The sequence below is a fragment of the Coleofasciculus sp. A1-SPW-01 genome (assembly GCF_040217205.1).
Lineage (GTDB): Bacteria > Cyanobacteriota > Cyanobacteriia > Cyanobacteriales > Coleofasciculaceae > Coleofasciculus > Coleofasciculus chthonoplastes_A.
This window is the reverse complement of the sequence record NZ_JAVJNP010000042.1, coordinates 41,741-66,889: the sequence shown is the minus strand read 5'-3', so window position 1 is coordinate 66,889 and position 25,149 is coordinate 41,741. Positions and strand designations below refer to the sequence as shown.

Genomic DNA, 25,149 nt, shown 5'->3' with positions numbered 1-25,149 from the left:
TGAACGACTACACCCTTCATCCCATTGCCCTCAAGCGTTTGGGATTACTTCACCCAAGATGTTATATATCCCATCATAGAATGAACTTTGGTTTAGGGGAACAATTTCCCCATTCTAATCCGGAGACAATTAAACATCTAGATAGGGTTGCAGTTGAGATTGCAGTCTTGAGCGGGCTCTAGCGATACGCGACTTGACGGTTCCCAGGGATACCCCTGTAATTTCGGCAATCTCTTCATAAGCCATCCCTTCAATTTCTCGCAAGACAATAGTCGTGCGGAATGCTTCTGGCAAGTCTTTAATGGCTTCTCGTAGCTGGGCGTAAAATTCCCGCGTTGCCATATTGTCTTCCGGACTTGGACCATCAGCAGCAATTTCCCAATCCATCTCACCATCATCCATCCGACGCGGTGCATCCAGGGACAATGGCGGAGCTACCCGCTTGCGCTTGCGTAGCTCGTCATAGAAAAGATTGGTCGTGATACGACTCAACCAACCCTTAAATTTGACGGGTTCCTTGAGGCGCTTAATATTCCGGTAAACTCTAATCCAAACTTCTTGCGCCAAGTCGGGTCTGTCCTGCCAATCTGGAGCCAAATGGTATAAAACCTTCTCCACATGGGACTGATATCGGCGTAGCAGTTCAGCAAAAGCAGCCCGGTCAGGAGTAATACCGTCCTGACAGCGCAAAATTAAATCGTAGTTCGAGAGTTTTTCAGGTTGCACCGTCACATTATTTGGTGTGACCTCAACCGGGGACCAGGATAGAGAAATCGATTGGCTCATGGATGGTAATGGGTGCTAGAACATCCTTACTTTTCACAGACGCCTGACTTCACGTAGAGTTCCCGCTTAGATTAGCAAAGGCTTGGTTGGGGTGAATAAACTAAATTTTAATTATCTCTATTCAAACTTACCAAGTACATCCTCCAAACGGGTAATGTTTCCCGTCAAGTTTCAATATGGCATCTGGAAAAGCCTATCATCATTCTTCTAGAGGAAAGACATCCTATCCGGAAAAAATGGTAAGACGGCTGCCAATGTCAAATATAAAGTGGTTTTGATAAGTTAGAGTTGCCTCGGTTGTGATAGCCTCCTCAGTTATTATGGGTGGAACCTTCTCACTAAAAACTAGCTTGATGCTGCTTTGCTTTGGAGCAGCAGGATTACTATTGTCAGTGGCGTGGCAACAACGTCAGTCGATACAGCTCTCCTCTGAAATTGCCCAATCGGTTCAGAGAACATTTTATGGAGGGGAGGATGAGAGTGATTTGGATTCACCTCCACTATTGGGCAAGTATGGTGAATGGATAAGAGAGCGAATGACCCTGGATTTGCGATGGGGTTTAGATACACCTGTTCCTTTAGCCGGATTAATTTTACCCCATCCAGGTGCTTCTGATGTAAACGCGATCGCCCAAGTATCATTACTAACTCCCCATCTCAATCAGGCGATCGTGGCTTTGGATGTGCGGCTAGTCGTGGATTTGAGTGATGCTAAGGTGTACAGTTACTGGGGGGAGCAAGAGATCGCGAGCTATCCGGTTGCTGTGGGTCAACCGGGTTGGGAAACGCCAACAGGTAACTTTAAGGTTCTCCGTAAACAGCGGAACCCCATCTGGCGACAACCGATTACGGGTGACTTAATCCCGACTGGACCCGATAACCCCTTAGGCGATCGCTGGATCGGATTTTGGTCTGACGAATACCATCAGATCGGCTTTCATGGTACTAATGATGAAGATCTAGTGGGTCAGCCAGTTTCTCACGGCTGCTTACGAATGCGAAATGCTGATATTCAGGCGTTGTATGAACAAATTCAAGTCGGAACGCCTATCTTGGTGCGGAAGTGATTCGTCATTTGTCATTCGTCCTTTGTTGATTAGGAAATTGCTCCCCCATCTCCCCCATCTCTCTCATCTCCCCCTGCTCCCCCTGCTCCCCCTGCTCCCCCTGCTTCCCCTGCTTCCCCTGCTTCCCCTGCTTCCCCTGCGCCTCTAAGGATTTTTGAGATCAGATTTGGGTTCAAAGTTGGGGGCGTAATCTTGGAGTAAGGAACTCACCTGCTGGAACAGATCTTTACCGCTACCTCGACGAATCGCTTGGCGTTCAGAGCCAAAATCGGGTCGATGCTGATTTTGCATGATTGCCGTATCAACTTGCTGAGTGATCAAGTCTTGCAGTTCTTCTTTGGCTCGTTGACGTTGGTATTTTGCCCCTTCTTCTGTCGTAGCATATAGAGGAGGCAGTCGATTCAGAGCATAGGCGGCGATATCGCCCACATCCAGCACCTGATCGCTAGTTGCTTCAATTTCCGCCACTTGCGCGATCGCTTCGGTGAGTACCAACTCCTCCATCACGTTAATAAACTGCTTGCGCGGAACGGCGACGACTTCACCCGTCAACAGCGCTCCCATCAGGCGATCCAACGCCATATATTCTTCGATCGAAAGCTCTGAGGCTGTATCACAAATACGCCCAACCTCAGTTTCCATGACTGGGGTTAAGTAACCATCTTGCAGAGCTTGTTCTACGATTTTTTCAATACTCATGGTGTTGGATTGGATTGCCCATTAGTCACTCGGATTAGGGGAGACTTACCAGAGTTTACCTCAAACAAAACCCATAAGTGTATAAGATGGGAAAAAACTTCAAAAAAACTTAAACCCTGTATTATTCAATACCGTCAAATCTCCAGGGTACTGGATCTACAGCAATGCCATGAACATACAGTCCCCAGTGCAAATGCGGTCCCGTAGAAGCCCCCGTTGAACCCACTGTACCAATTCTTTGACCGGCTTGGACAAAATCTCCTTCTTGAACGTCGATTTGATTGAGGTGCAGCATAATACTCAACACCCCTTGACCATGGTCAATTCCGACGGTATTACCATGTACATTAAACCCCTGTGATTCTCGTCCCACTAACGCCACTCGTCCGGCGGCGGGTGCTAAGACAGGTGAACCTGTTCCAGCCGCGTAATCAACGCCTCGATGATAATAATCCTCGGCGAATACTCCGTTATAATAACGACGCACACCAAACACTGTAGACACTCGACCTGCATTAGGTTTGACTAAGGGTCCATTCCAGAACTTTTGCGGCGTCACCAATGTTTTAAACTCAGCCACCCGATTGAGTTCCAGTTCTGTGGCGGATCGGTTGGCACTACCCGATAGTCGGATACGCTGGGTGGGAAATGATCGATTTTTCAGGAATACAGCCAGGTTTCTTACCTCACCATCCCCAATGACTTGAAATTCTAAACGTCCGGATTTATCCAGAGGAGTGGTTGGGAGTAAGGCGCGATAACGATTGGCGGTGACAGGAAAGGCGGGATAGATTTTTTGCCCGATGGACACGCTTGGCGGTTGAGTTGTGGTTTCTGTGTCAATCATCACCGACAGTGTATCCCCTAACTGAGGGCTTTCTGGAGTCACCTGCACTTGTAGCGCGATCGCGGCTTGACTCGTGAACGCCAAAACCGTTGCTATACCTACAGTTAACGCTGTGGTCAACCGTCCTTTGATCCCCAATGGTTTGGCAGGGAAACGTCGCGGAGTGACCGAAAGGGTTTGACTGGGGAATCCTAAACTCTGGGTGTTGAGTCTGGCTTTTTTAATGTCTTCAGAGTATGGTAAAAGGGCGCTCATCAGAATTGGTAAACAATCAACTTGATAGTCCTAGAGGATAGACTAACACTTTCCCTGGAAATTGAGCCTTTAAGACAAGGCAGAAGGTTCCAAGCCGATCATTGAATGCCCAAGATCATTTCAGTATCCCTCCGGGACTTAAACAAAAATCAACACCAAATAAAGCCCAAACTGGCTTTATACAGCGTTTTCCATGTTGGTGAGGTACATTGAGTTTATTAAGTTCCAACCAAGAACTAATGCTCTTTAACTAATAACGCTACAGCATAAGCCGCTATACCTTCTTCTCGTCCCACGGGTCCTAATTTTTCATTCGTGGTGGCTTTAATCCCAATTTGATCGGGTTGTAATGCTAGAGTTGTGCTGATACGATCGCGCATGGTTTTGATGTGAGGCTTGAGCTTGGGGCGTTCGGCGACGATGACGGAATCAATATTGCTGATCTGCCAACCCTGCGATCGCACTAACTGATTCACCTGACTCAATAACTCTAGACTATCCGCTCCTGCCCATTTTGGGTCGGTGGGGGGAAAATAATGACCTATATCGCCGAGACTCAATGCGCCTAGCATGGCATCCATAATCGCATGGGTGAGGACATCTGCATCACTATGTCCTAGCAATCCCAATTCGTGGGGAATGTTTACACCCCCCAGAATCAAAGGGCGTCCGTTTCCCAGTTTATGGATATCGTAACCGTTCCCAATACGGATATTCATGGCTTTTTCCCCAAGGTTAATCTAACTAATTTACAAATCATCACCTGGTTAAGTCGATTAATGATGCAGCTGTGTAACCGATACGCGATCGCATGCCAAAGACGTAGGGGCGGGTTTAGGGATTAAAGGAGTCAACGCACCACAAAGGAAGCAACAAAACCCGCCCTAATCCCAACCGCTAAATTTGACTAATCTCTAGTCACTGTTTTCTTTATCAACGCTTTAACTAACCGATTCCTTTTTAAGGGAACAGTAAAATTTTACCATTTTTCCTCAAAAATACGCCTCAATCACTTCAATTTTCTTAAGAGTAAGCTATTCTCAATAGTAAGAGTAACCACTCCCGCCTAAATTTAAATAAGCATTCAACCTAGTTTAAGTTTGTCTGCTTATAAATTTTATCGCCGTTCAATTGCGCCAGACGCTGAAACCGTTAACGACGATTTATTCTCCGTTTCTCGGAACCAGCCACCTTATCTGGAAATTGCTCATTGTACTCACGCTAACTCTCCTATGAAACTGCAAAACCATCGAATTCCAGAAGAGCAAGCCGAAGACGTTTTGACGCGAGCTGCTCAACTCTATGCCCAGCACAACCAAAGCTATTCGGTACAAGAGCTAATCGATGCTGGAACCGAAGCCCAAATTCCATCAGAGTTTATGGAAGAGGCGATTCATCAGATTGAGCTAGAAAACATCCAAGCTGAAGCTCAACTCCGAAAAGCTAAACGTGGTAAACCTTTAGTTATGGGGGTCGCGATCGCACTTCCGGTGCTTATCGCCCTTGGTGTAGCTGGATGGTTGTTACAGAGAAATAGTGTAACCAATGCCGCCGTCAGTCAGCCCACCCAGACAGAAGAGGCGATATCCCCGCCCACTACAGCTAGTGATGCCAATGTCGCACCCAGTAACTTCAAATGTGCAGGCTTGACCCTCAACGGCGCTGATTTGAGTGGCAAAAATCTCAAAGGTGCCGATTGTACCAATGCCGATTTAGCCAATGCGAATTTGGCAGGAGCCAATCTCGAAGGCGCAAATCTAAGTCATTCTAACTTAGAAGGTGCTAATCTAAATGGCGTTAATCTCAACGGGGCAGATTTAGCGGGAGCGAATTTGGCAGGAGCCAACTTAGACAGTGCCAACCTGGAAGGCGCGAACCTGAGCAATACTGATTTAAACAATGCCAATCTCAACAACGCCACTATCGCAGGAACAGATATGGCGGGAGCTAACTTAGACGGGGCGAACTTGAATAATGCCCAAAAATAAGCGGTTCGCCGTAATGGGAGCATCTTGCTCCCCCAGCTTCCAGACGCGCCATGGCACGTCTCTACATCGCTCCCCCCATCACCCCAGCTTCCCCATCTCCCCCATCTCCCCTGACTGAGGTTGCGAAATGTTCTCTAGCAACTGTTGTAGATTGGCTGATTTGTTAGAGTCCTTTAAAGATAAACTAAAACAGATCTCAGTGAATCTACATACTGTAACCTCAACATGATGAAAGAACTTGACCTGAAAAAGACCATTGCCCTGCTCAACACCATTATGGAGTTTGAGTTGGCTGGCGTCGTGCGTTACACTCATTACTCCTTGATGATCATTGGTCCCAACCGAATTCCCATTGTCAACTTTTTTAAGGCACAGGCTAGTGAGTCTCTACTCCACGCTCAACAGGTGGGAGAAATTATCACAGGCTTAGAAGGTCATCCCAGCCAAAAGATTGCGCCCATCGAGGAAACTTACCAACATTCTGTGCAGGATGTTTTACAGGAAAGCCTTAATCATGAGAAAAAAGCCTTAGATCTCTATAAAGACCTTCTGGATGTCGTGGAAGATGCTTCCATCTATCTCGAAGAATTTGCCCGGGGTCAAATTGGTCAGGAGGAAATGCACAACATAGAGATTAAGAAGATGATGCGTGATTTTAGCTTAGGGGTTACTGAATAAGTATTGTGGTGAGGGGAGGAAACAGGGAACGGGAAATAGGAGGAATGGGGGCTGTGGCATTTCTCGGATTCCTGAATTCTTCCTCAGCTGCACCGGGTATTGCTGCCCATGAACTAACCGGGTTAGAAACAGGAGATCTCTACCAAAACTGGGGGAGTTCACCTGGATTTAGCAGTTTACCGCCAGTCCGACTACGTAGGTGCGTCCCTATTACGGCATTAAAACAGTTAATACTTTATCCTTATACATATTTTTGTGAGCGATCGCATCAGGTGGCATCCCGTTTTCGTAAAGAAAAATGTGGGATATAGACAGCGAATCATTGAAGCCTCTACCATTGGTCTAATCGTCTAACCTGAGCAACCGTATCCTTGTCTGCCGTGGGTCAACGGTAGACAAAGTTAAGCTGGAAAATTTTAGGGGTAACCCAACCTAGAAGTTATCCGGATGGGTTGCTATTGCTGTTGAAGAATAAAGCTTCTTGTTCCAAGGATAGATTAATATGAAAAAAATCTTTTCCCGTCGCAGCTTATCTCGCCAAGTTCGTGAAGAAGCGGCTGAAATTGCCTTTTTGCGCCCCCATCCTGAGCATTTAAATAATGGTGAGGAGTCGGCGTATCGGAACGCTGAGAACGAACTCAGTTACATTGCCAACTATTCCAAAGGTTTACCCCATAACAAGTTGGGTGAAGTAGACCAAAAAGCTTACCGACTCTTACTCAAAGCATTGTGTAGTGGCAATCCTGGCGATTTTGAGGCAATACCACGGGGCTGTACTCGCGGCAAACCAGAGTTATCCGAATCCAGTTCCGAGGAAAACAAACGCCTAGGTTGTCGTCGATTAATCAATCCGCAAGCCGCGTTAGCCTTTGACTTAGAAGGACCCGATGCTCAGTCAGTAACGATTCGCCCTGCTCCCCGTATCGATGGGGCAGAAAATGCTTGTGAAGCCATAGAACTGTACTGGATGGCGCTATTACGGGAAGTTAATTTTACTGACTTTCGCGATAACTGCGATATTGAAAAAGCCGCCGAAGAACTTTCAAACTGTTCGGATTTCCGGGGACCGAAAGAAGATGGTAAGGTGACACCGGATGTGATTTTCCGAGGATCTACGCCGGGAGATGTGGTTGGTCCTTTTATCTCGCAATTTCTGCTCAAAGATATCCAATATGGCACGCTGACAATTAACCAACGCCAACGGACAGTTGTTCCCAACAGCGACTTTATGACCGATTATAAAATGTGGTTGGCGGTGCAAAATGGCTTTGATTTCAGTGGTCAGGATAAATTTGACAAAGTGCCGCGCTATATTCGGAATATGCGGGATTTAGGCAATTATGTGCATTTTGATGCCCTCTATCAAGCTTATTTGAATGCTTGTTTGATTTTATTGGATATGGGCGCACCGTTTGATCGGGGAAATTTCTATCTCACGTCAGAGAATCAGAATGGGTTTGGTACGTTTGGTGGACCCCATATCCTCAGTTTAGTCACAGAAGTGGCGACGCGAGCCTTAAAAGCAGTTTGGTATCAAAAATGGTTTGTGCATCGGCGGCTGCGCCCTGAAGCCTTTGGTGGATTGATTCACAATCTTATGACGGGACGGGCGGAGTATCCAATTCATCCAGAGATTCTCAATTCTCAAGCACTCAAAGCGATGTTTGATAAAAATGGTAATTATCTGCTACCGCAAGTGTTTCCCGAAGGATCACCGACTCATCCGGCTTACGGTGCGGGACATGCGACAGTGGCGGGGGCTTGTGTGACGATGTTAAAGGCGTGGTTTGATGAGTCTTATCAGATACCCAAGCCAATGGTGCCGAATGAAGATGGGACACAGTTGGTGTCTTACATCCCCTACAGTGGACCCGATACAGAGGTTCTCACCGTAGGCGGAGAATTGAATAAGCTAGCGGCAAATATTTCCATTGGTCGCAACATGGCAGGTGTACACTGGCGTACAGACTACACCGAATCGGTAAAATTAGGGGAAGCGATCGCGATCGGAATTTTGCAGGAGCAAAAGCTGACGTATAACGAAGATAGCTGTTTCTCGCTGACCAAGTTTGATGGTACAGCAATTACCATCTAAATTTGAATAGCAGCATCAGAATCTAGTAGAGACGTTGCATGCAACGTCTCTTGTCCCCAGTTATTTGCCCACTGCTCTAGTTGTTATAGTTGACCGCCACTTGGTATACTCTTCCCCAACCTGCCATGCTGACAACCACCAACCGCCTGACTCTTGAAGAATACTTGAAGTATGACGACGGGACAGACACTTGCTATGAACTGGTTAATGGAGAGCTAGTCCCGATGAGCTTGGGTACTGGAAAACATGGAGCCATTTTAAAATTCTTGGAACGCACCTTTGATAACCAATGCGCTCAAATAGGACAAGAATGGACAGCCTTGGCTGGAGTTGTCGGTGTGCGTTCTCCCCGCGCCGGTCGATGGGATACCGTTCGTATTCCCGATGTCGTCGTGATTCCTCTAGAACAGTGGCGTAACCTGCAAAATCGTGAAGCCGTTATTGAATTAAATGAACCCCCACCTCTACTCGTTGTTGAAGTCGTCAGCGAATCGACGAAAAGCACCGACTATCGTGCCAAACGAGCCGAATATAGCGTTTTAGATATTCCTGAATATTGGATTGTTGACCCTCTAAATGCTAAAGTCACGGTTCTCACGTTAGTCGAAGGTTGGTATGACGCGGTGGAGTTTGTGGGCAGCGATTTGATTCAATCGGGGATATTTCCTCACCTCGAACTTACGGCTGAACAACTATTAGGCGGTAATGTTTAATTCAGCCTGATCATTTCCTTGTAACATTACTGCCACTACTTTTGAGTTTGAACATATTATACCGCGATCGGCAGGTGTAGAGACGGTGTTTGATAATCTTTGTTTGGCTGATCTAATCTGCAATCAGGCGATCGCTCAAAATTGACTTATCCGTTACATCCGCTACCAAATGCGCTGCTATTTTCTAACCGCAGAAAATGCACCCGTCCCGACGCCTCACCTGCAACAATTGTGATCCCATCAGGTGCAACAGCACAAGCAAGTAACTCACCATCTCCCTTAAAACTGGCAACAATCTTCCTAGTCTCCAAATCCCAGACTTTGAGCGTTTTATCATGTGAAACAGAAATGACCTGTTTGCCATCCGGTGTGACTGCTACAGCATTTACAAATCCGGTATGACCTTCTAGAGTGAAAAGTTCCTCTCCACTTTCCAAATTCCAGATTTTGATACTGTGATCCCAGGAAGCGGAAATCATTTGTTTGCTGTCTGGTGTTACTACCAAATATTCTACTGAACCAGTATGTCCTTCTAGGGTGAAAAGCTCCTTTGCTGTTTTGAAATTTCCGAATTTTTTAATCGTCCAAGTTTTAATGTTATTGGCAACTAACCCAGTAATTAACCCTTTGCCGTCTGGTGTCACTGCTACAGGATATATTAATCTTGTTTGACTTTTCAGGATAAATATTTGTTTTCTAGCTTTCAGACTCCAGACGCGAATAACTCCATCATAGGAAGCAGAAATTATATTTTTACTATTCGGAGTCACCACTAAAGATTCTACTGAACGATTAGATCCTTTTAGACAGAACACTTCCTTTCCCCTTTTTAGATTCCACACTCGAATTGTTTTGTCCCATGAACCAGAGATCACTTGTTTACCGTCTGGTGTTACTGCCAAAGCCTTTACCGGATCAGTATGACCTTTTAGGGTGAAAATCGATTCTGATGTTTCTAAATTCCAGACCTTGAGAGTGTTGTCTTCTGAAGCCGAAATCGCGTGTTTACTGTCTGGTGTCACTGCCAAATCATTTATCGAATCAGTATGACCTTTTAAAGGAAAAAATTCTCGTCCTGATTCAAGACTCCAAATTTTAATAGTTTCGTCATATGAACCAGAAATCACCTGCTTACCATCGGGTGTTACTGCTACAGTTCCTACCCAGTCGCTATGACCGATGAGCGGTAAAAGCTCTTTTCCTGTCTCTAAATCCCAGACTTTGATAAAGATACGTGAACTAGTAATCAATCGCTTACCATCAGGAGTCACTGCCACGGATTCTACTGAATCGTTATGACCTCTGATAGTAAGGACTTCTCTTGCTGTTTCTAGATCCCAAATTTTGATAGTTTCGTCATACGAACCAGAAATTATCCGCTTACCATCTGGTGTCACGACTACAGATTCAACCCATTTTGTATGACCATTGAGTGTTAATAATTCTTTGCCCGTTGCCAGATTCCATATTTTTAGCGTGTTGTCACCTGATGCAGAAATCACCCGCTTACTATCTGGTGTCACGGCTAAAGCTGCTACCCTGTCTGTATGACCTATTAGGGTGAAAACTTCCTCTTCAGTTTCCAGATTCCAGACTTTAAGAGTCTTATCATCTGAGCCAGAAATAACGCACTTGCCATCTGGTGTCACGGCTAAAGCTGCTACCCTGTCTGTATGACCTATTAGGGTGAAAACTTCCTTTTTAGTTTCCAAATCCCATATCTTGAGAGTTTTATCCACTGAACCAGAAATTACCCACTTGCCATCCGGTGTTATTGTCACAGATTCGACTATCCCTGTATGACCATGGAGACTGAAAAGCTCCCTTCCCGTTTCTAGCTCCCATACTTTGAGAGTGTCATCCTCAGCACCGGAAACTACTCGTTTGCCATCTGGTGTCACTGCCACAGCATTTACCACTCCGCTATGACCAGTGAGAGTACGCTGTAATGGTGTACCTGGCGGCATTAAGCTAGAGGTTAAAGGACGTAACCAGGGCTGGTTCTGTGGTTTAGCTTGTGCCAATAGTGCCTGAATCTCTGGCAGTTCAAACGCAATTAATCGCCCCCAAAATTGTCCGGCTAGTTGGGTTTTATCGGCGGCTAAGATATGCGCTGAAAGTCGAATTGCCCATTGAATCAATCTCAGAGTCTCCGCCTTCTCCCCAAAAATCAGGACTTTAGGCTCAAAAGCTCGGTCATAATCCTCAATTAACTCTTGTAAGTTGATATCAGGATGCGAAACCTTAGCTTCAATGAAATCAAAGTCAGTCAGTAACTCAAACAAACGGTGAGCCTGACCAGACTTCGCCAGCAGTTGCGCTCTTGTCTGCAACCTGTACAAGTGACTGCCTGCGGGTAAGCGGTTTAACAATTCAGCTAACTTCCCCATGACCAACCGCCCCTCGCTACCTACTATTCGCCATCATTTCAATAATTCCCTGAAGCGTTATCCCCGCACGCTTCACTGTCTTCTCATTCCGCAGAAAATCCCGGAAGCTGCTATGATACAGGCTATAGAATATTTGCCCATACTTCTCTTCTTCCCGTAAAAACTGCATCCATTCATCAAGTATAGCTTGCACCCTCACCGCCAGTCCTATTTCTTCCTCACCATCAGCGTCGAGAATTGCCACAATTTCCTCAAAGGGGATAGGTATAGGAGATTCTGACAGGATATAGACAATTTTGATTTTAAACAGGGGCTTGTCATTCATGCCCATGCGTTCCCAGTGTTTGTAATAGTAGTCTTGCAAACCACTGGGTAAACCCCGAATCTCTAATTTTGGATATGCGCCTTTTTCAATGTCATCCAATACATAGCGCAAATACATGAAGTTTCCTTCGCTCTTTTCAACCAATGTCGAGACGAATTCCTCTTCATTAGCACCCCGATTTTGAATCCACTGCCGAATAGATACGGATACCGAAGCCCCTACCCCATTGATGCGCTGTCGAATATAAGCTTCTACGTCTTCTTGATTTCTTGCCGGATGCTGCATCACGTCAAAAAGCCGCTTATTGTTCACCCGCAACGGCAGTTGGTCAGGTGGTAATAGTCGTTTTGTGACAATTAAATAGACATCATCGGGCAAATCTTCAGGTAGGTAAAGGACGTTAGCACCCCGACTCTGGCTACTCAAGTCAACTTCATCCAAAGCATCAACAGCAATAACTAATCGTTCATTTAACTTCAGTTTCCCTCTCACTTCATTGAGTAGGTTTTTGAAAAAATTACTATTACACGTATTTTCGGGTTGAATGTCTTGAGAGTGAGATAGTCCGTAATCTTGAATAAGCTGGATACAGACACTCCGGAGGAATTGTTCAGCGCTGGTTATCCCTTCATTGCGCTGGTTGAAATAGACAATGCAATCATTCCGCCGCACAAATTCTGCCAGGATAGAACTTTTGCCCATCCCCGGTTCGGCTCCGATAATAAAGTAGCCTTTACGCTGCTGCTGGAAGAACTCCTCAATGGCATCAAAGACGAATTCCCGCCCGACAAATCCCTTCGTCTTATCCTCAACAATCCACCGGAAATCATCGGGAACAGGTAGTTGACGTACTGATAAAGCCGCCATTTGATTATTGAGGCGTTCCAACAACTCCTTAATATCTCCCATATCGCGCACCACATCCCGCGCTAAATTTTGCAAGGAGTGAGTTAAATCCTTAACCGTCACCTGCTGCGTTTTCAAATTGGCATTAATCTGGGTTAGCAATTGTCCCTGAATCATCTCCCGCAGTACCGGATTATGCTGCATCTCCACTGCAAAATAGGCACACATCCGTTCAAACAAGCCTACCTGGGGAGTTACAGCCTTGGTTTGGTAAAGTGCGATCGCATTCTCCTGCTGTAAGACTACCATCAATTGCTGACGTACCACCCCAAGTGTATCCCCAACCAACGCCCCATCTGGGGTTAACAGGGAGTCAATATCAGCCACAGGTGTCACCGCTAATTCGCCAAATTGCCCCTTTTCCAGCTTCTGTAAATCCGCCTTTAGCCGTTTTAACTTTTGGTTTAGCCAAGTTATCTCATTTTTGTATTGAGGTGGACAATCCCAACTATTTTTATACTCCTTCCCCCCCATCAATTCACTCAGACAGTCTTCCACCAAACTTTGCTGCGCCAACAAAAACGCCCGCCCCACCGCCATTTGTATCTCCTGATGCATTGGCGCATCCCCAGATTTGAGGCGATTTATCATCCCTTTCAACCCCTTACCCAAGGTATCCAACCCCACATCCGCCTTATTTCCGACAATCCCCGACAAAGCGGCGGCTAAAATCCATCCCCAGGTAATTGGTTCCATCCCATCAGTCTCCTATACTGTCACGAATCTAGGGCTAAAGCCCTTACTACGAACCCAAGCTAATCTACTAAATTAGGTGTGCCACGCCACTACAAATAGAGGCTTTGCGTAAGTTCTATTCTAATCGTGCAATGAATACATTCCCCAGCTATTGCCCAAAGGGACGGGATATGGCATAAAATTCGGGAAAATTGGTATTAGTATTAATAAAACACAATTGGCGTCGAACGGGAATCATCTTTTAATACTAGAGAAATCCCTTTGCATCCCCCTATTCAAGAAAATACTATGTCACACAAACTCACAATTAGCTACCCAGAAACCTTTCCTGATGCCCTGCAACAAACTAAAGAACAGTTTGAACAAGAGGCAAAATGGGCAATGGCAGTCAAACTCTTTGAAATGAAACGCTTATCGTCCGGCATGGCTGCTGCATTAGTTGGCATCGATAGAGTCTCATTCCTGCTTTCTTTACATCGGTATGGTGTGCCGATGATTGACCTCACCGAAGCCGAATTATTATCAGATTTAGAAAATGCCTGAACCTGAACGGATTGTCATCAACACCGCACCCCTAATTGCGATTGTGGCAGCATTAGGGGATTTAACTGTTTTGCACTAATAATGCGTCCCTGACTTGCGATGATGCACCGCCGTTACCCCCTCCGATAACACCTTGCCATTCGTCACTACCCCATAAATCAACCAATGGTCACCACATTCCATCCGATTATCCACCGTACATTCTACATACGCCAAAGCATCGCTAAGAATCGGACAACCATTTTCACCCGTCCCCGTCGCCACCCCCGCAAATCGGTCTTCCCCAGGGGCAAAGGGTTTGAGGAAATGCTTCATTAACCCCAAATGCTTCCCTTCCTCTAAAATATTCACCACAAATTGCTCACCTTGATACATTAATGACTCAATTGCCCGGTCTTTCGCCACCGCAATCGTTAAACCTGGTGGAGTAAACGTGGCTTGGGAAATCCAATCTGCCAACATCGCCCCCCTCAGTTCTCCCTGCTTCGCCGTAATAATACAAAGTGACCCAATTAACCGCCCCACAGCCTGTTCCGTTCGGGCAACTTGGGCATCACTGACAGGTTGGCGAGACGTGCGGGATTTCTTCGCTTTCTTCAAGGCTTGGGCAAAATCCGTTCCGGCTTCTTCCGCGTATTTCAGTGTGGCTTCCGTGGGCTTAAACTTAACCCGAATCGTCTCAAAGCCAAACTTATATCCTGCATCCTTAAACTTATTTTCAATCAAGTCAATCGCTTCACCACTCCAGCCAAAAGACCCAAAAACCCCTGCCAGTTTGGTTTTCGTCGCCGTGGATAAAACAATCCCCAAAGCCGTTTGAATCTGGGTGGGTGCATGACCCCCTAACGTCGGAGAACCCATAACAAACCCCTCCGCCTTTTCCACAGCAGCGCGAATCTCCTCCGGGTCAGCGATTTCGCAGTTAATCGATTCTACACCAACTCCAGCCTTAGTAATCCCCCGTGCGATCGCCTGGGCAACGGTACCGGTATTCCCATAAGCTGAAGCATACAGCAGGGCGACGGTGATGTCTTGTGTTTTTTGCGCCTCACACCATTGGCGATAGGATTGGGTCAGGGGAATTAGGCTGTAGCGTACCAATTGCCCATGACCTGTAGCATACAGCCTTGCTTGCACCTCCTCTACCTTATCCAGTGCCTTTTCCACCTGTCGCGCATGGGGTGCCATCACGCAATCGAAATAATAGCGGCGGTGTTCGCTAATTGTTGTCCAGCCTTCATCCATGACTTGATCCCCACACAGATGGGCACCAAATAATTTATCGGTAAATAGAACTTCGGTGTGGGGGTCGTAGGTACACAGGGCATCGGGCCAACGGGGATTCGGGGTGGGGATAAATTGCAGGTGATGACCCTTACCTAAATCCAAGGTTTCATCGCCCCGTACCACCGTTATTTTTAAATCCGGTGCATCTAAGATACCACGCAGCGCGATCGCACCGGGATTGGAACAGACAAATTGTATCTGAGGGGCGAGTTTGAGTAAGGCTTTTAGGGTAACGCCTCGGTTGGGATTGACGTGACCGAGGATGACATACTCGATTTGTTTGGGGTCAATTCGGCGTTGGAGTTCGGTTAAAAAGATTTCGGTGAAGGATTCCCCTGGAGGGTCAATCAGGGCGATTTTCTCGGCTTGGATGAGATAGGAATTGGCGGTGGTGCCGCGTTGGAGGGCGTATTCGATTTCAAATTTGAGTCTATCCCACGTCCGGGAACGGAGAACGGTGGTGTCGGAGGCGATGGGGAGGACTTGGACGTCGCGAGGGGTAGGAGGGTTCATGGGTGAGTTGGGGGTGAAGGGTTTTTTTAACGCAGAGGGGCGCAGAGGAAAGCGCAGAGGGGCGCAGAGGGGGTTAGAGGGGGTTGATGCTGCGTTTGAGGTTCATGGGTGAGTTGGGGGTTGGGGGTGAAGGGTTTTTTTAACGCAGAGGGGCGCAGAGGAAAGCGCAGAGGTTCGCAGAGGGGGTTAGAGGTGGTTGACGACTCGTTTGATGCCGTCTTTGAGATGGATGACGTTGAAGTTGATTAGGAGTCCGAGTTTTTGGTGGGAGAGTTTGAGGTAGGTTAGGAGTTGGGCGGTGTGGATGGGATGCAGGGTGTCAACGGCTTTGAGTTCAACCATGACTTTGTTTTCGACGAGGAGATCGACTCGATATCCACATTCGAGGCGAATCTCTTCATAGACTAAGGGTAAGGGTTTCTGGGGTTCAAAGTTTAAGCCAGCCTTATTCAGTTCATACCTCAAACAGGCTTCATAAGCTGACTCCAATAAACCCGGTCCCAACGCCGTGTGTACCTTCATCGCCAACCCAATCACTTTTCCCGACACCTCATTTTCAGTCATCCTCTGCGTACCTCTGCGTTGACCTCTGCGTACCTCTGCGTTTAATAATAATTCCCCACTTTACGATGATGAACCGCCGTTAATGCATCCGCCTTAGACACTCGTCCAGTATCCACAGAGGCGTAGACAATCCAATGGTCACTCAACTCCATGCGACTTTCCACCTTACATTCCACATACGCCAACGCATCGGTGAGAATCGGTGATCCATTCGTCGCTGTTTGCGTGTTCACTCCTTCAAACCGATCGGCACCAGGGGGAAAACGCTTGAGGAAGTGCTTCATTAATGCCTGATAATTGCCCTCTTGTAGAATATTCAGCACAAAGCGATCGCTAACTTGCATCAAAGACTCAATCGCCCGATCTTTAGCGACGGCGATGGTTAAGCCGAGGGGTTTGAAGCTGGCTTGGGATACCCAGGAGGCTAACATGGCACTCTTAATGTCACCTTTTTGGGCGGTAATAATATAAAGTCCGCCGCTGATCCGTCCTAGGGCTTTTTCTAGGTCATTATCGATAGATTTCCGTTGCTTGATATTGCGATCGCGGGTGAGGAGTTGCCCCATATCGGTTCCGGCTTCTTCGCAGAGTTGATAGATGGCTTCGGTTGGAGTTTCTTTGACCCGAATCGCGGCAAATCCTTCTTTGAGTCCGAGGTTGCGGAATTGACTCAGTAGGGGGTCAATGGGTTCGTCATCTCCGCCATACGATTCAAACAAACCCACCGTTTGCTTGGATTTTACGGCAGCGAGGACGGTACTCACGGCGGCGGTGGCGGCTTTATTCGAGGCGGGAGGCATCGCGATCGCAATTCCCCCGGCGCGACTGACGGTTTCTTGGACTTCTTGCGGATCTGCCGATTTTAAGTCCATCATTTCCACGCCCACGCCAGTTTTGGTAATGCCTCGGGCAATGGCTTGGGAAAGGCGATCGCTATAACCGTAATCGGACACATAAAAGACGATGACAGAGGTTTCGGCTTTTGCCTGGGCTTTACTCCATCGCCGATACCGATCCACCCATTCCCCCACATGATGCAATAGTAGAGGACCATGACCCGTGGCGACGGTGGTTATGTCTCCCAGTTTATCCATCCGTTTTAGGGCGGAGAGAACGGAACGGGCATTGGGTGCCATTAAGCAGTCGTAGTAGAAGCGGAAGTCGGCTTCTATGGCACTCATGTCTTCGTCGTAGGTGCTGTCGGAACAGTAATGCATCCCAAAGGCATCACAGGTAAACATGACTTGGGTTCCAGCATCGTAGCTGAAGATGGTGTCGGGCCAATGCAGGTTGGGGGCATTGACAAATTCCAAGACATGCCCTTTGCCTAAGTCCAGTTGATCGCCGTTTTTGACGATCTGCCGTTTAAAGGGGTGATGTACTAAGTCTTCCAGGAATTGAATCGCCACTTTTGACCCAACAACGGTAATCTCTGGCGCAAGTTGGACAATATCCTTGACTAAGCCACTGTGATCGGGTTCCGTGTGGCTAATAATCAGATAATCAATTTGACTGGGTTCAATCAACCCCTTGAGAGTATCTAAGTAAAGTTCACGAAACTTTTCATGGGAGGTATCCACCAGGGCAATTTTCTCACCCCGAATCAGGAACGAGTTATAGGTGGTGCCGTTTTGCAGCCCAAACTCAATATCGAAGCGATCGCGATCCCAGTCTAAGGAACGGATCGTTGTTGTATCTGGCGCGATTTCGCCCGTCTGCATAGTTAAGCGCTTCTGGGTGCGATCGGTGAGTACGACCATGGATGTTGACTCCTGTATCAGCAACGTTTATTAAAACGATTTATATTTTCTTCATTTTTACACGATCACCCCTTGGGGCTGTATCAGAAATCCTTATAGGTTCTGAGTAGAAATACCCATCACGGCTTTTGAGTGAGTCGGATTAACTGCACCAAACCGTCATCATAGAGAAGTTGTGTAAAATTAACAGTATGAACATTTTGTACCGTTTACAGGGTGTTGAGTTTGAGTGGGATCAGAACAAAGCACAGAGCAATTTTGAAAAGCATGGTGTAACCTTTCCAGAAGCGGCTGAAATTTTCTTTGACCCTTTCTATCAAATGGGTGATGCTTCAGCCAATAATGAACAGCGTGATTTCATTATTGGGTATTCACTTGCTCCGCGACTTTTACTGGTTGTCTATGTAGAGCGTAGACAACGAATCCGAATTATTTCTGCTCGTATTGCTACTCGTACTGAACGAAAATTTTATGAACAAGCCTGAAGAAACATTTGAACTGCGTTTGCATCCACGGGCGACTGAGACAGTATCACTCAAGATTCCTACAGACACAGTGGAGTCACTCAAAAAAGTGGCGGCTAGTCGAGATATGTCATTGGATGCTCTATTGAAGTTTTATATTGGTCAAGGATTACGACAGGATCTAGCTAAACTTTTTTCTGATCGGGTTTTAGACATGACAGCTCAAGTATTAGCGAAGCATCTTGATTCAGAAGAGGAAGTCTCGGCAATTCTACAGGAGATTCGAGGAGAAGTTGTTAACTAAAACGACGCTTAAAAAAATATAATATTCCCTATTCCCTATTCCCTATTCCCTATTCCCTATTCCCTATTCCCTATTCCCTGTTACACACCGAGCGAAGCCGAGGTGTTCCCCGTTCCCTTTGTAGAATTTAAGGATGCCAACCTAAATACTGAACAGCTTACTGAAAAGAGCGATCGCGCCTCTACCTAAAGTTATAAAAACCCCCAATCCAATCATCCTCTTAAGTTAGAGGCATATAGGATCGTATTTTTGCTAAAAGATACCCAATACATCAAAAAATTAGAGAATTGGGCGCTATGAAAAACACTATACTTTATTCTGTCCAACACCTTAAACCAATATTTTCCTGGCTATCGGTCGGACTCTTTGCCAGTGCTTTTGGTGGAAGTATTGCCCCACCTGTAAAAGCACAGAACTACTCAGATATCCAAGGTCATTGGGCTGAACAATGTATTCAAGGACTGACTCAGCAAGGAGTAGTCAGTGGTTATCCCGATCAAACCTTTAAACCTAATAATGTGATTACTCGCGCTGAATATGCGGCGATGATAGACCAAGCATTTCCCAATACCTCCTTAGAACGAAATGCGATTAACTTTAAAGATGTCTCCGCCTCCTATTGGGGTCAAGATGCGATTCAAAATACCTATCGCAAAGGATTTCTCTCTGGATATCCGGGTCAAGTCTTTAAACCCAATGATTTGATTGTACGGGTAGAAGCTTTTGTCGCCCTCGCCAGTGGTTTAGATTACGAGAGTCCGGCTTCCCCTGAATCCTTGCTTAACGCCACCTATACGGATGCCCAAGAGATTCCTGAATACGCCGAAGGGAAAATTGCCGCCGCCACTAAAAAAGAGATTCTCATTAGTCCTCCCAAGCCAAATATGCGACTGATGGGACCCACTGATCCGGCGACACGGGCGCAAGTTGCTGCCGCATTATGTCAAGTTAAAAATGTTTCCGGTGTCCCCAATCGTTACGTCGTGAATGCCCAGCAACCTGAAGAAAATTCTCCTATCGCCCTCAGCCAAACCTGCACCAATGAGGCGGTAAGTTATACGGTGAGTTATCCTCAAGGTTGGGTGACAAATTCCGGATCGGTGGTAGAACAGTGTAAGGTTTTTGATCCAGAATCAATTTCATTGCCAGAACAATCTGAAAGTTTCGATGAAGCCGTACATATCCGAGTTGATAATGTTCCCTTTGAACGGGTAGCCCGTGAAGATAACCAGACGAGTCAAGAACTGTCTCGCCGTCAGACGACTATTGATGGGTATCAAGCGGTGGTTGTTGAAAATAAAGCCACAGGGATAGGATTAATCCCTGAGGGAGTCCGGTCTTATTTATACTTCGTCGATCTCGATGGGCAAACTCTGATTGGAACGACCTATGATATGCAAGGTCAACGCTATCAACGCAATAAACAAGTGTTAGACCAGATGATGAATAGCCTGAGTTTTAACCGTTAAAGTTTCTTGGGTAACTCGCTATCCACTTCGGGAAAATAGCGGCGGATTACGGCACAATCAAATTTTGACATGATAGACGAGGCGGGTTCACGTTCCAGTAGAAATTCAAACGCCGCTTCGACTAATTGTTCAGGTGAAACTTTCCCTTGCGACCATTGGTTATAGTCTGATTGACTGAGGGTGACATCATAGTTATATTCGCGATCATTTTCTAGTTTCACCTGATAAGACCAGCCGTTGTCACATTCAGTTGCGGATTGGATGGTGATGTTAGCCATATCTACCGTTTGTCTGGTGTGCTTTGGTGTTGGGTAATCAGCAAGACAACCCAACAGTAGCTAGACTATCATCCCTGGATGCGATCGCGATCGCTACTATTCGATACAGTAGTGGTGTGGTACACCTAATTTGTTGGGTTGGAATTGTAGGGGCGCACCGACGTGCGCCCGATTGAACGGTGAACTCTATGCCACAAATTTAGCTGTATCACACCAGTAGGATACAATTCATTTCTTCACTCATGGCAACATCTTCTTGGAAACCTAAAGGTACATCTCTCCCCTCAACCGTGATTATCCGGTTGGGCAAGTTTGTCTGGACGACAATGTGGCAGATTATGATGTCCAAACTAGCACCGCCCAGCAAAAAGGGAGAATACATTCGCCCAGAGAGTCAGTTTAGACATGCGATTGGAACAGACGCGGGAAATCCCTATCCACCCACCCCAGGGCGCTATACTCTGTTTGTGGGACTCGGATGTCCTTGGGCGCATCGGACGCTGGTTGTTCGGGCGCTGAAGGGATTGGATGAGGTGATTGGAGTATCGATTGTCTCGCCGTCTTCAGATCAGGGAATTTGGGTGTTTGAGAAACCCGAAGAGGGCTGTCACACGTTGCCGGAATTATACCAGTTAGCCCTATCCGGTTACAGTGGGCGTTCGACAGTTCCCGTATTGTGGGATAACCAGACGAAAACGATAGTTAATAATGAGAGTGCCGAGATTATTGTTATGCTCAACTCTCAGTTTAATCAGTTCGCTAAGAATGCTGCACTGGACTTGTATCCAGAGGATCTGAAGTCCGCGATCGCTGAGTGGAATGATAAAATTTACCATACGGTGAATAATGGCGTTTATCGCTGCGGTTTTGCCCAATCTCAAGAGGCTTATGATCAAGCCTGTGATGAATTGTTTACGACACTCAATGAAATTGATGCGGTATTAGAGACAAATCGCTATTTGTGTGGCGATAGAGTGACGTTGGCAGATGTGCGTCTATTTACAACCCTATTCCGTTTTGATATTGTTTACTATGGACTCTTTAAGTGCAACCGTCGTCGGATTAAAGACTATCAAAACTTAGGGGTTTACCTGCGCGATTTGTATCAGCTTCCGGGGGTTGCGGATACCTGTGATTTGGAGAGTGTTAAGCGAGATTATTACGGCAATCTGTTTCCACTGAATCCTGGCGGAATTATCCCGAGTGGTCCCGATGTATCTAGCCTTATGGAACCTCATGGTCGAGAGACTGTGGGCAAAGCTTCAGTGATCAGCTAAGTAGGTTGTAGGTAGTTTAACACAGTAAAGTCCAGTAGTTAAGATGGGCTAAGTGTAGTTACTAGACCACCATTCTCGCACAATACGTCCGTCGCGTTATAGTGCTGCCACAAAACCCGATAGAGATGTAAAGGCGAAGTCTTACCCTTCACCCAAACAGGTGGTATTTTTTCTAGGGGAATACTCGGATCACCCAGCTTATCAAACGTACTTTGAGCGATTAAAATTTGCCCAGCTTGAGCCACGTCACAAATTCGACTGCTCACATTTGTTGTATCCCCAATTGTGGCATATTGAATCATATTTTTAGAACCAATATTTCCAGCCGCGACTGTACCTGTATTCAAACCAATGTGAATTTGAATCGGTTGTCGGTTTTCGCGAATCCATTTTTGATTTAAGCGGGAAACTGCCCATTGCATTTCAATCGCTGCTTGTACCGCTAAATCCACATCATCGGGTTGGCGATACGGTGCGCCCCAAATTGCTAGAATTCCATCACCGATGTACTTTTCTAACGTTCCTTCGTAAGGAAAAACAATCTCTTCTACAATGACTTGGAAATACTCATTCAGCATTTCAACAATCTGACGCGGTTCCATTTCCGCCGACATCTGCGTATAGTTGCTAATATCGGCAAACAAAGCCGTCACTTCTGTCTCCACCGTGGCTAAATTCCCTTCTTCCCGTAACTTGCGACTAACAGATTGAGGAAAGAATCGTTCCAACTTTGCCCTCATTACTTCCTGTTCCTGCATCTTTTTATACAGGCGGGAATTTTCAATCGCGATCGCGGCTTGGTTGGCTAGACACGTTAAAAACTCTAAATCTTCATCGGAATAGATATCCGTCATGGACAAATTATCCACATACAATACCCCAATTACCTCATCGGCGGGTTTGAGAGGAACACACATTGCGGCATGAATCCCTTGTTCAACAATAGAGATTGAATCGTTAAATAAGATATCTTTACAAGCATCGTCCGTGAGAATCGCATCCCCCTGATGACGGACAAAATTAGTAATTTTACTACTGTAAAAATTCTCTTCAGTCGGGATTCCAGAACGCCAGTTTACCGCTTTTTGTTCCAGTATTTCATTCGTTTCATTGACCATCAAAATTGTGGCGCGGTCAATATGCATGATTTCAAACAGCAAATCGATTATTTTTTGCAGCAATTGATCAGGATCTTCTGGAGAAGACAATTGTTTACTGACTTCCAGTAAAATTTGCAATTTATCAACCGTTCGTTGATGAGTATCTTGCTGCTTCAGTTTAATAATAGAATTTTCTGACTTATCGGGTTGCAATAAATCAGTGATTGCAATTCTAGTTTTTTCCGGAGAGACTTGCTTGACAATTGAAATTTCCGTATCATCGTCCGATGATACAGTTTTCTCAACGTTAGGGATTTGCTGTACAAACTTAAACGATACATCCCCTAAACGAATAAAATCTCCATCCTTAAGTTGACATTGTTCAACTTTAAACTCATTCACAAACGTACCATTGAGGCTATTGAGATCCCGCAGTATCACAGCGTCAGGGGAGAGCAAAATCTGAGCGTGGTAACGGGAAAGATAGGTATGGTCAACTACAATAGTGTTATCCTCTTCCCGCCCAATTGTATTCGCGCCCCAACTTAATGGATAGATTTGCTTGTGCAAGATTTCACAAGTACAGATTAAGTAAGTCACTTTTTTAAAGAGGTAAGACTGTTAAAAAATAGTCTTATTTAATGTTCCTATTTCACTATTCTGACTACAGGGATTATTTCAGATAGATATGTGTTAGGATTTGGTGAGGAATTGGTAAAGAGTCTATAAAGTGATCATTCGTCTTATGTCATTCGTCTTATGTCATTCGTCATTTGTCATTCGTCATACTCGCTTTCATCGAGAAGCAAGCTACGTCATTCGTCCTTTGTTAATTGTTCATGGTTCCGCCGAAAAATTTATTCTCTCCCTCATCTCCCTCATCTTCCCCATCTCCTTAAAACGGAAATGCCTCAGGAGGAGCAATATCATCCCCTGCTTGTACACCAGTTTGACTCGATTTAATCCCAGGCTTATGGGTAGATTTGTTAGTTTCAGCTTTTGGAGAAACAGAGTTTTGACCAGAAGGAACAGGTTCAGGTTCCGCTGTATTTTGTGGTACAGATTGTTGATTCGACATCCAGTTAAGTCCTCCCACTGCTCCTGCAATCAACGTGGCGTAACCTAGATATAAATGAACAGATTTAAGGTGAAACCCTGTCGCGACTGGATCTTTATACCAGGAAGGAATCACAGACTTGACCGGATCAATTTCCGGCAAAGACAAGGCTAACCCTACACCATCTAACCCTAGAGCATAACCAAGTCGGCGAATAAAACCACGAATATAAATATCCTCTGGTAGCTGAGCCAGACTACCCGTTTCTAATGCTTCAATTTGATGAATGGGGACTAAGGTTTGGCGATGTAGTTGCTGAAGACTCAAAGAACGGGATTTACGCGCTCGTCGCAGTTGTTGACCAATTTGCTGCAACATCTCTTCCCGTTCTAGGGAAAGCTTTTGGGCGGCTAATTCTGCTTTAGTGAGTTTTTTACGCGACTGAGTTTCCCCAATCTCTCGATCTGCTAAACTGGGCGATAAGTTTGTCTCAACTCTATGGGACATCGTTTCTTTAGAGCCAATGGGACATTCCGTCTCTTCAGTTTCGGGAATCTCCAACTCCTCCTCTTCGGTTTCTGTCGGTTGATTCATTCCGTCAGAAGCCACAGGAGTCACAGGAACAACCTTATACTGTCTAGCAAATTCCTGAAATGTCAACCTTACGGCTTCTCGCCCCACCGCCTTGACCAGAATATGGGCGTTGCTTGAGGCTTCCCCTAACATCGTTTGTAACCCAGCCATGGTGCGGCGGTAAACTTCACTATCGATGAGTTCCGCCTCAATCTGATTCAGAATAGACCGCAATCCTTCCTGAGAAAGTTCAATGGTTGAGCTATCGATAAAACCATTACCATACGTAGGTTGCATTACCATAACTTGCTCTTGCTCGTTGTTGTTTACATATTTAAGGATGAGGTACTCCAGAGTAAGGGATTCGGTTGGATAGGATTAATTCCCTACTCCGTTTGGGCGGTCAAATCCTAGCATCCTTACCTCCAACATTATTGAATGAACACCAAAGCCGGAGTTTGGAGTTCATTCATCTGACCCGCAACAATTATTAATAAATTGATCAGGGCACTGAA

At 46.0% G+C, this 25,149-nt stretch carries 25 protein-coding genes; 13 read left to right on the top strand and 12 right to left on the bottom strand.

The features are described from left to right. Positions 1-129: 129 nt before the first annotated feature. Positions 130-786 carry a sigma-70 family RNA polymerase sigma factor gene (locus RH949_RS07225; RefSeq protein WP_044204213.1) on the bottom strand — a complete coding sequence of 219 codons (657 nt, stop codon included), beginning with the start codon at positions 784-786 and terminating at the stop codon, positions 130-132. A gap of 353 nt (positions 787-1,139) precedes the next feature. Here RH949_RS07225 and RH949_RS07220 point away from each other — a divergent pair, with 353 nt between their 5' ends. Beyond that, positions 1,140-1,853: a L,D-transpeptidase gene (locus RH949_RS07220; RefSeq protein ID WP_446352376.1), complete on the top strand. Its 714-nt coding sequence runs from the start codon at positions 1,140-1,142 to the stop codon at positions 1,851-1,853. Between the two features lie 144 nt (positions 1,854-1,997). Here RH949_RS07220 and RH949_RS07215 read toward each other — a convergent pair whose 3' ends face one another. The 3 genes from RH949_RS07215 to ispF form a co-directional block, all read right to left on the bottom strand. Continuing rightward, positions 1,998-2,552, bottom strand: a complete 555-nt coding sequence (locus tag RH949_RS07215) for a late competence development ComFB family protein (protein WP_044204216.1) — start codon at positions 2,550-2,552, stop codon at positions 1,998-2,000. Between the two features lie 121 nt (positions 2,553-2,673). Then, positions 2,674-3,654, bottom strand: a complete 981-nt coding sequence (locus tag RH949_RS07210; protein ID WP_446352375.1) for a M23 family metallopeptidase — start codon at positions 3,652-3,654, stop codon at positions 2,674-2,676. Between the two features lie 236 nt (positions 3,655-3,890). Then, on the bottom strand, positions 3,891-4,373 hold the full coding sequence (gene ispF, locus RH949_RS07205; protein ID WP_446352374.1) for a 2-C-methyl-D-erythritol 2,4-cyclodiphosphate synthase: 483 nt from the start codon (positions 4,371-4,373) through the stop codon (positions 3,891-3,893). Between the two features lie 381 nt (positions 4,374-4,754). Between ispF and RH949_RS07200 the strand changes: the two genes are divergently transcribed. From RH949_RS07200 to RH949_RS07175, 6 genes are all read left to right on the top strand, one after another. Next, a complete protein-coding gene (locus RH949_RS07200; RefSeq protein ID WP_006098160.1) occupies positions 4,755-5,642 on the top strand; it encodes a pentapeptide repeat-containing protein in 888 nt (295 codons plus the stop codon). Positions 5,643-5,870: 228 nt separating this feature from the next. Continuing rightward, entirely contained in the window at positions 5,871-6,320 is a 450-nt protein-coding gene (locus RH949_RS07195; protein ID WP_006097829.1) for a ferritin-like domain-containing protein, read from the top strand. Positions 6,321-6,373: 53 nt separating this feature from the next. Next, positions 6,374-6,631, top strand: a complete 258-nt coding sequence (locus RH949_RS07190; protein WP_006098217.1) for a hypothetical protein — start codon at positions 6,374-6,376, stop codon at positions 6,629-6,631. A 191-nt stretch (positions 6,632-6,822) separates the two neighbouring features. Continuing rightward, positions 6,823-8,415: a vanadium-dependent haloperoxidase gene (locus RH949_RS07185; RefSeq protein WP_446352373.1), complete on the top strand. Its 1,593-nt coding sequence runs from the start codon at positions 6,823-6,825 to the stop codon at positions 8,413-8,415. A gap of 125 nt (positions 8,416-8,540) precedes the next feature. Continuing rightward, positions 8,541-9,128 carry a Uma2 family endonuclease gene (locus RH949_RS07180; protein WP_044204220.1) on the top strand — a complete coding sequence of 196 codons (588 nt, stop codon included), beginning with the start codon at positions 8,541-8,543 and terminating at the stop codon, positions 9,126-9,128. A 25-nt stretch (positions 9,129-9,153) separates the two neighbouring features. After that, a complete protein-coding gene (locus RH949_RS07175) occupies positions 9,154-9,273 on the top strand; it encodes an HNH endonuclease (RefSeq protein ID WP_446352424.1) in 120 nt (39 codons plus the stop codon). A gap of 1 nt (position 9,274) precedes the next feature. Here the strand turns inward: RH949_RS07175 and RH949_RS07170 are convergent, their stop codons facing one another. Both RH949_RS07170 and RH949_RS07165 read right to left on the bottom strand, forming a co-directional pair. Then, the gene (locus tag RH949_RS07170; protein WP_446352372.1) at positions 9,275-11,518 is read right to left on the bottom strand and encodes a beta-propeller domain-containing protein; all 2,244 of its coding nucleotides are present in this window, start codon (positions 11,516-11,518) and stop codon (positions 9,275-9,277) included. Positions 11,519-11,534: 16 nt separating this feature from the next. Then, positions 11,535-13,445: an ATP-binding protein gene (locus RH949_RS07165; protein WP_446352371.1), complete on the bottom strand. Its 1,911-nt coding sequence runs from the start codon at positions 13,443-13,445 to the stop codon at positions 11,535-11,537. A gap of 288 nt (positions 13,446-13,733) precedes the next feature. Here RH949_RS07165 and RH949_RS07160 point away from each other — a divergent pair, with 288 nt between their 5' ends. Further along, on the top strand, positions 13,734-13,988 hold the full coding sequence (locus RH949_RS07160) for a UPF0175 family protein (RefSeq protein WP_006097882.1): 255 nt from the start codon (positions 13,734-13,736) through the stop codon (positions 13,986-13,988). Positions 13,989-14,063: 75 nt separating this feature from the next. Here RH949_RS07160 and RH949_RS07155 read toward each other — a convergent pair whose 3' ends face one another. The 3 genes from RH949_RS07155 to RH949_RS07145 all read right to left on the bottom strand — a co-directional run bounded on the left by RH949_RS07155 (position 14,064) and on the right by RH949_RS07145 (position 18,112). Continuing rightward, a complete protein-coding gene (locus RH949_RS07155) occupies positions 14,064-15,788 on the bottom strand; it encodes a flavin reductase (protein ID WP_446352370.1) in 1,725 nt (574 codons plus the stop codon). A gap of 186 nt (positions 15,789-15,974) precedes the next feature. Beyond that, positions 15,975-16,352 (bottom strand): GxxExxY protein, encoded by a 378-nt coding sequence (locus RH949_RS07150; protein ID WP_006098212.1) that lies wholly within the window; start codon positions 16,350-16,352, stop codon positions 15,975-15,977. A gap of 41 nt (positions 16,353-16,393) precedes the next feature. Beyond that, positions 16,394-18,112 carry a diflavin flavoprotein gene (locus RH949_RS07145; RefSeq protein ID WP_446352369.1) on the bottom strand — a complete coding sequence of 573 codons (1,719 nt, stop codon included), beginning with the start codon at positions 18,110-18,112 and terminating at the stop codon, positions 16,394-16,396. Between the two features lie 191 nt (positions 18,113-18,303). On the opposite strand from RH949_RS07145, the gene RH949_RS07140 reads away from it, so the two are divergent. The 3 genes from RH949_RS07140 to RH949_RS07130 all read left to right on the top strand — a co-directional run bounded on the left by RH949_RS07140 (position 18,304) and on the right by RH949_RS07130 (position 20,349). Then, a complete protein-coding gene (locus RH949_RS07140; protein ID WP_446352368.1) occupies positions 18,304-18,597 on the top strand; it encodes a BrnT family toxin in 294 nt (97 codons plus the stop codon). Continuing rightward, entirely contained in the window at positions 18,584-18,880 is a 297-nt protein-coding gene (locus RH949_RS07135; protein ID WP_446352367.1) for a hypothetical protein, read from the top strand. Before RH949_RS07140 ends, RH949_RS07135 begins: the two co-directional genes overlap by 14 nt. Positions 18,881-19,176: 296 nt before the next feature. Next, positions 19,177-20,349 carry an S-layer homology domain-containing protein gene (locus RH949_RS07130; protein WP_446352366.1) on the top strand — a complete coding sequence of 391 codons (1,173 nt, stop codon included), beginning with the start codon at positions 19,177-19,179 and terminating at the stop codon, positions 20,347-20,349. On the opposite strand, the gene RH949_RS07125 is transcribed toward RH949_RS07130, so the two are convergent. Next, complete coding sequence (locus RH949_RS07125; RefSeq protein ID WP_446352365.1) at positions 20,346-20,627, bottom strand: hypothetical protein; 282 nt, start codon at positions 20,625-20,627, stop codon at positions 20,346-20,348. The two genes, RH949_RS07130 and RH949_RS07125, sit on opposite strands and share 4 nt — an antisense overlap. A gap of 29 nt (positions 20,628-20,656) precedes the next feature. Here RH949_RS07125 and RH949_RS07120 point away from each other — a divergent pair, with 29 nt between their 5' ends. Together RH949_RS07120 and RH949_RS07115 are read left to right on the top strand one after the other, a co-directional pair. After that, on the top strand, positions 20,657-20,803 hold the full coding sequence (locus RH949_RS07120; protein ID WP_157452978.1) for a hypothetical protein: 147 nt from the start codon (positions 20,657-20,659) through the stop codon (positions 20,801-20,803). A 66-nt stretch (positions 20,804-20,869) separates the two neighbouring features. After that, on the top strand, positions 20,870-21,904 hold the full coding sequence (locus RH949_RS07115; RefSeq protein WP_446352364.1) for a glutathione S-transferase family protein: 1,035 nt from the start codon (positions 20,870-20,872) through the stop codon (positions 21,902-21,904). 38 nt (positions 21,905-21,942) lie between these two features. On the opposite strand, the gene RH949_RS07110 is transcribed toward RH949_RS07115, so the two are convergent. Together RH949_RS07110 and RH949_RS07105 are read right to left on the bottom strand one after the other, a co-directional pair. After that, complete coding sequence (locus RH949_RS07110; RefSeq protein WP_446352363.1) at positions 21,943-23,574, bottom strand: adenylate/guanylate cyclase domain-containing protein; 1,632 nt, start codon at positions 23,572-23,574, stop codon at positions 21,943-21,945. Positions 23,575-23,899: 325 nt separating this feature from the next. Continuing rightward, positions 23,900-24,937: a helix-turn-helix domain-containing protein gene (locus RH949_RS07105; RefSeq protein WP_044204453.1), complete on the bottom strand. Its 1,038-nt coding sequence runs from the start codon at positions 24,935-24,937 to the stop codon at positions 23,900-23,902. Positions 24,938-25,149 lie beyond the last annotated feature (212 nt).

What these genes read in the sequence shown, in the direction of transcription:
- RH949_RS07225 (WP_044204213.1), bottom strand. Translation starts at nt 786, where the DNA reads ATGAGCCAATCGATTTCTCTATCCTGGTCCCCGGTTGAGGTCACACCA.
- RH949_RS07220 (WP_446352376.1), top strand. Translation starts at nt 1,140, where the DNA reads ATGCTGCTTTGCTTTGGAGCAGCAGGATTACTATTGTCAGTGGCGTGG.
- RH949_RS07215 (WP_044204216.1), bottom strand. Translation starts at nt 2,552, where the DNA reads ATGAGTATTGAAAAAATCGTAGAACAAGCTCTGCAAGATGGTTACTTA.
- RH949_RS07210 (WP_446352375.1), bottom strand. Translation starts at nt 3,654, where the DNA reads ATGAGCGCCCTTTTACCATACTCTGAAGACATTAAAAAAGCCAGACTC.
- ispF (WP_446352374.1), bottom strand. Translation starts at nt 4,373, where the DNA reads ATGAATATCCGTATTGGGAACGGTTACGATATCCATAAACTGGGAAAC.
- RH949_RS07195 (WP_006097829.1), top strand. Translation starts at nt 5,871, where the DNA reads ATGAAAGAACTTGACCTGAAAAAGACCATTGCCCTGCTCAACACCATT.
- RH949_RS07185 (WP_446352373.1), top strand. Translation starts at nt 6,823, where the DNA reads ATGAAAAAAATCTTTTCCCGTCGCAGCTTATCTCGCCAAGTTCGTGAA.
- RH949_RS07180 (WP_044204220.1), top strand. Translation starts at nt 8,541, where the DNA reads ATGCTGACAACCACCAACCGCCTGACTCTTGAAGAATACTTGAAGTAT.
- RH949_RS07170 (WP_446352372.1), bottom strand. Translation starts at nt 11,518, where the DNA reads ATGGGGAAGTTAGCTGAATTGTTAAACCGCTTACCCGCAGGCAGTCAC.
- RH949_RS07165 (WP_446352371.1), bottom strand. Translation starts at nt 13,445, where the DNA reads ATGGAACCAATTACCTGGGGATGGATTTTAGCCGCCGCTTTGTCGGGG.
- RH949_RS07160 (WP_006097882.1), top strand. Translation starts at nt 13,734, where the DNA reads ATGTCACACAAACTCACAATTAGCTACCCAGAAACCTTTCCTGATGCC.
- RH949_RS07155 (WP_446352370.1), bottom strand. Translation starts at nt 15,788, where the DNA reads ATGAACCCTCCTACCCCTCGCGACGTCCAAGTCCTCCCCATCGCCTCC.
- RH949_RS07150 (WP_006098212.1), bottom strand. Translation starts at nt 16,352, where the DNA reads ATGACTGAAAATGAGGTGTCGGGAAAAGTGATTGGGTTGGCGATGAAG.
- RH949_RS07145 (WP_446352369.1), bottom strand. Translation starts at nt 18,112, where the DNA reads ATGGTCGTACTCACCGATCGCACCCAGAAGCGCTTAACTATGCAGACG.
- RH949_RS07140 (WP_446352368.1), top strand. Translation starts at nt 18,304, where the DNA reads ATGAACATTTTGTACCGTTTACAGGGTGTTGAGTTTGAGTGGGATCAG.
- RH949_RS07135 (WP_446352367.1), top strand. Translation starts at nt 18,584, where the DNA reads ATGAACAAGCCTGAAGAAACATTTGAACTGCGTTTGCATCCACGGGCG.
- RH949_RS07130 (WP_446352366.1), top strand. Translation starts at nt 19,177, where the DNA reads ATGAAAAACACTATACTTTATTCTGTCCAACACCTTAAACCAATATTT.
- RH949_RS07125 (WP_446352365.1), bottom strand. Translation starts at nt 20,627, where the DNA reads ATGGCTAACATCACCATCCAATCCGCAACTGAATGTGACAACGGCTGG.
- RH949_RS07115 (WP_446352364.1), top strand. Translation starts at nt 20,870, where the DNA reads ATGGCAACATCTTCTTGGAAACCTAAAGGTACATCTCTCCCCTCAACC.
- RH949_RS07105 (WP_044204453.1), bottom strand. Translation starts at nt 24,937, where the DNA reads ATGGTAATGCAACCTACGTATGGTAATGGTTTTATCGATAGCTCAACC.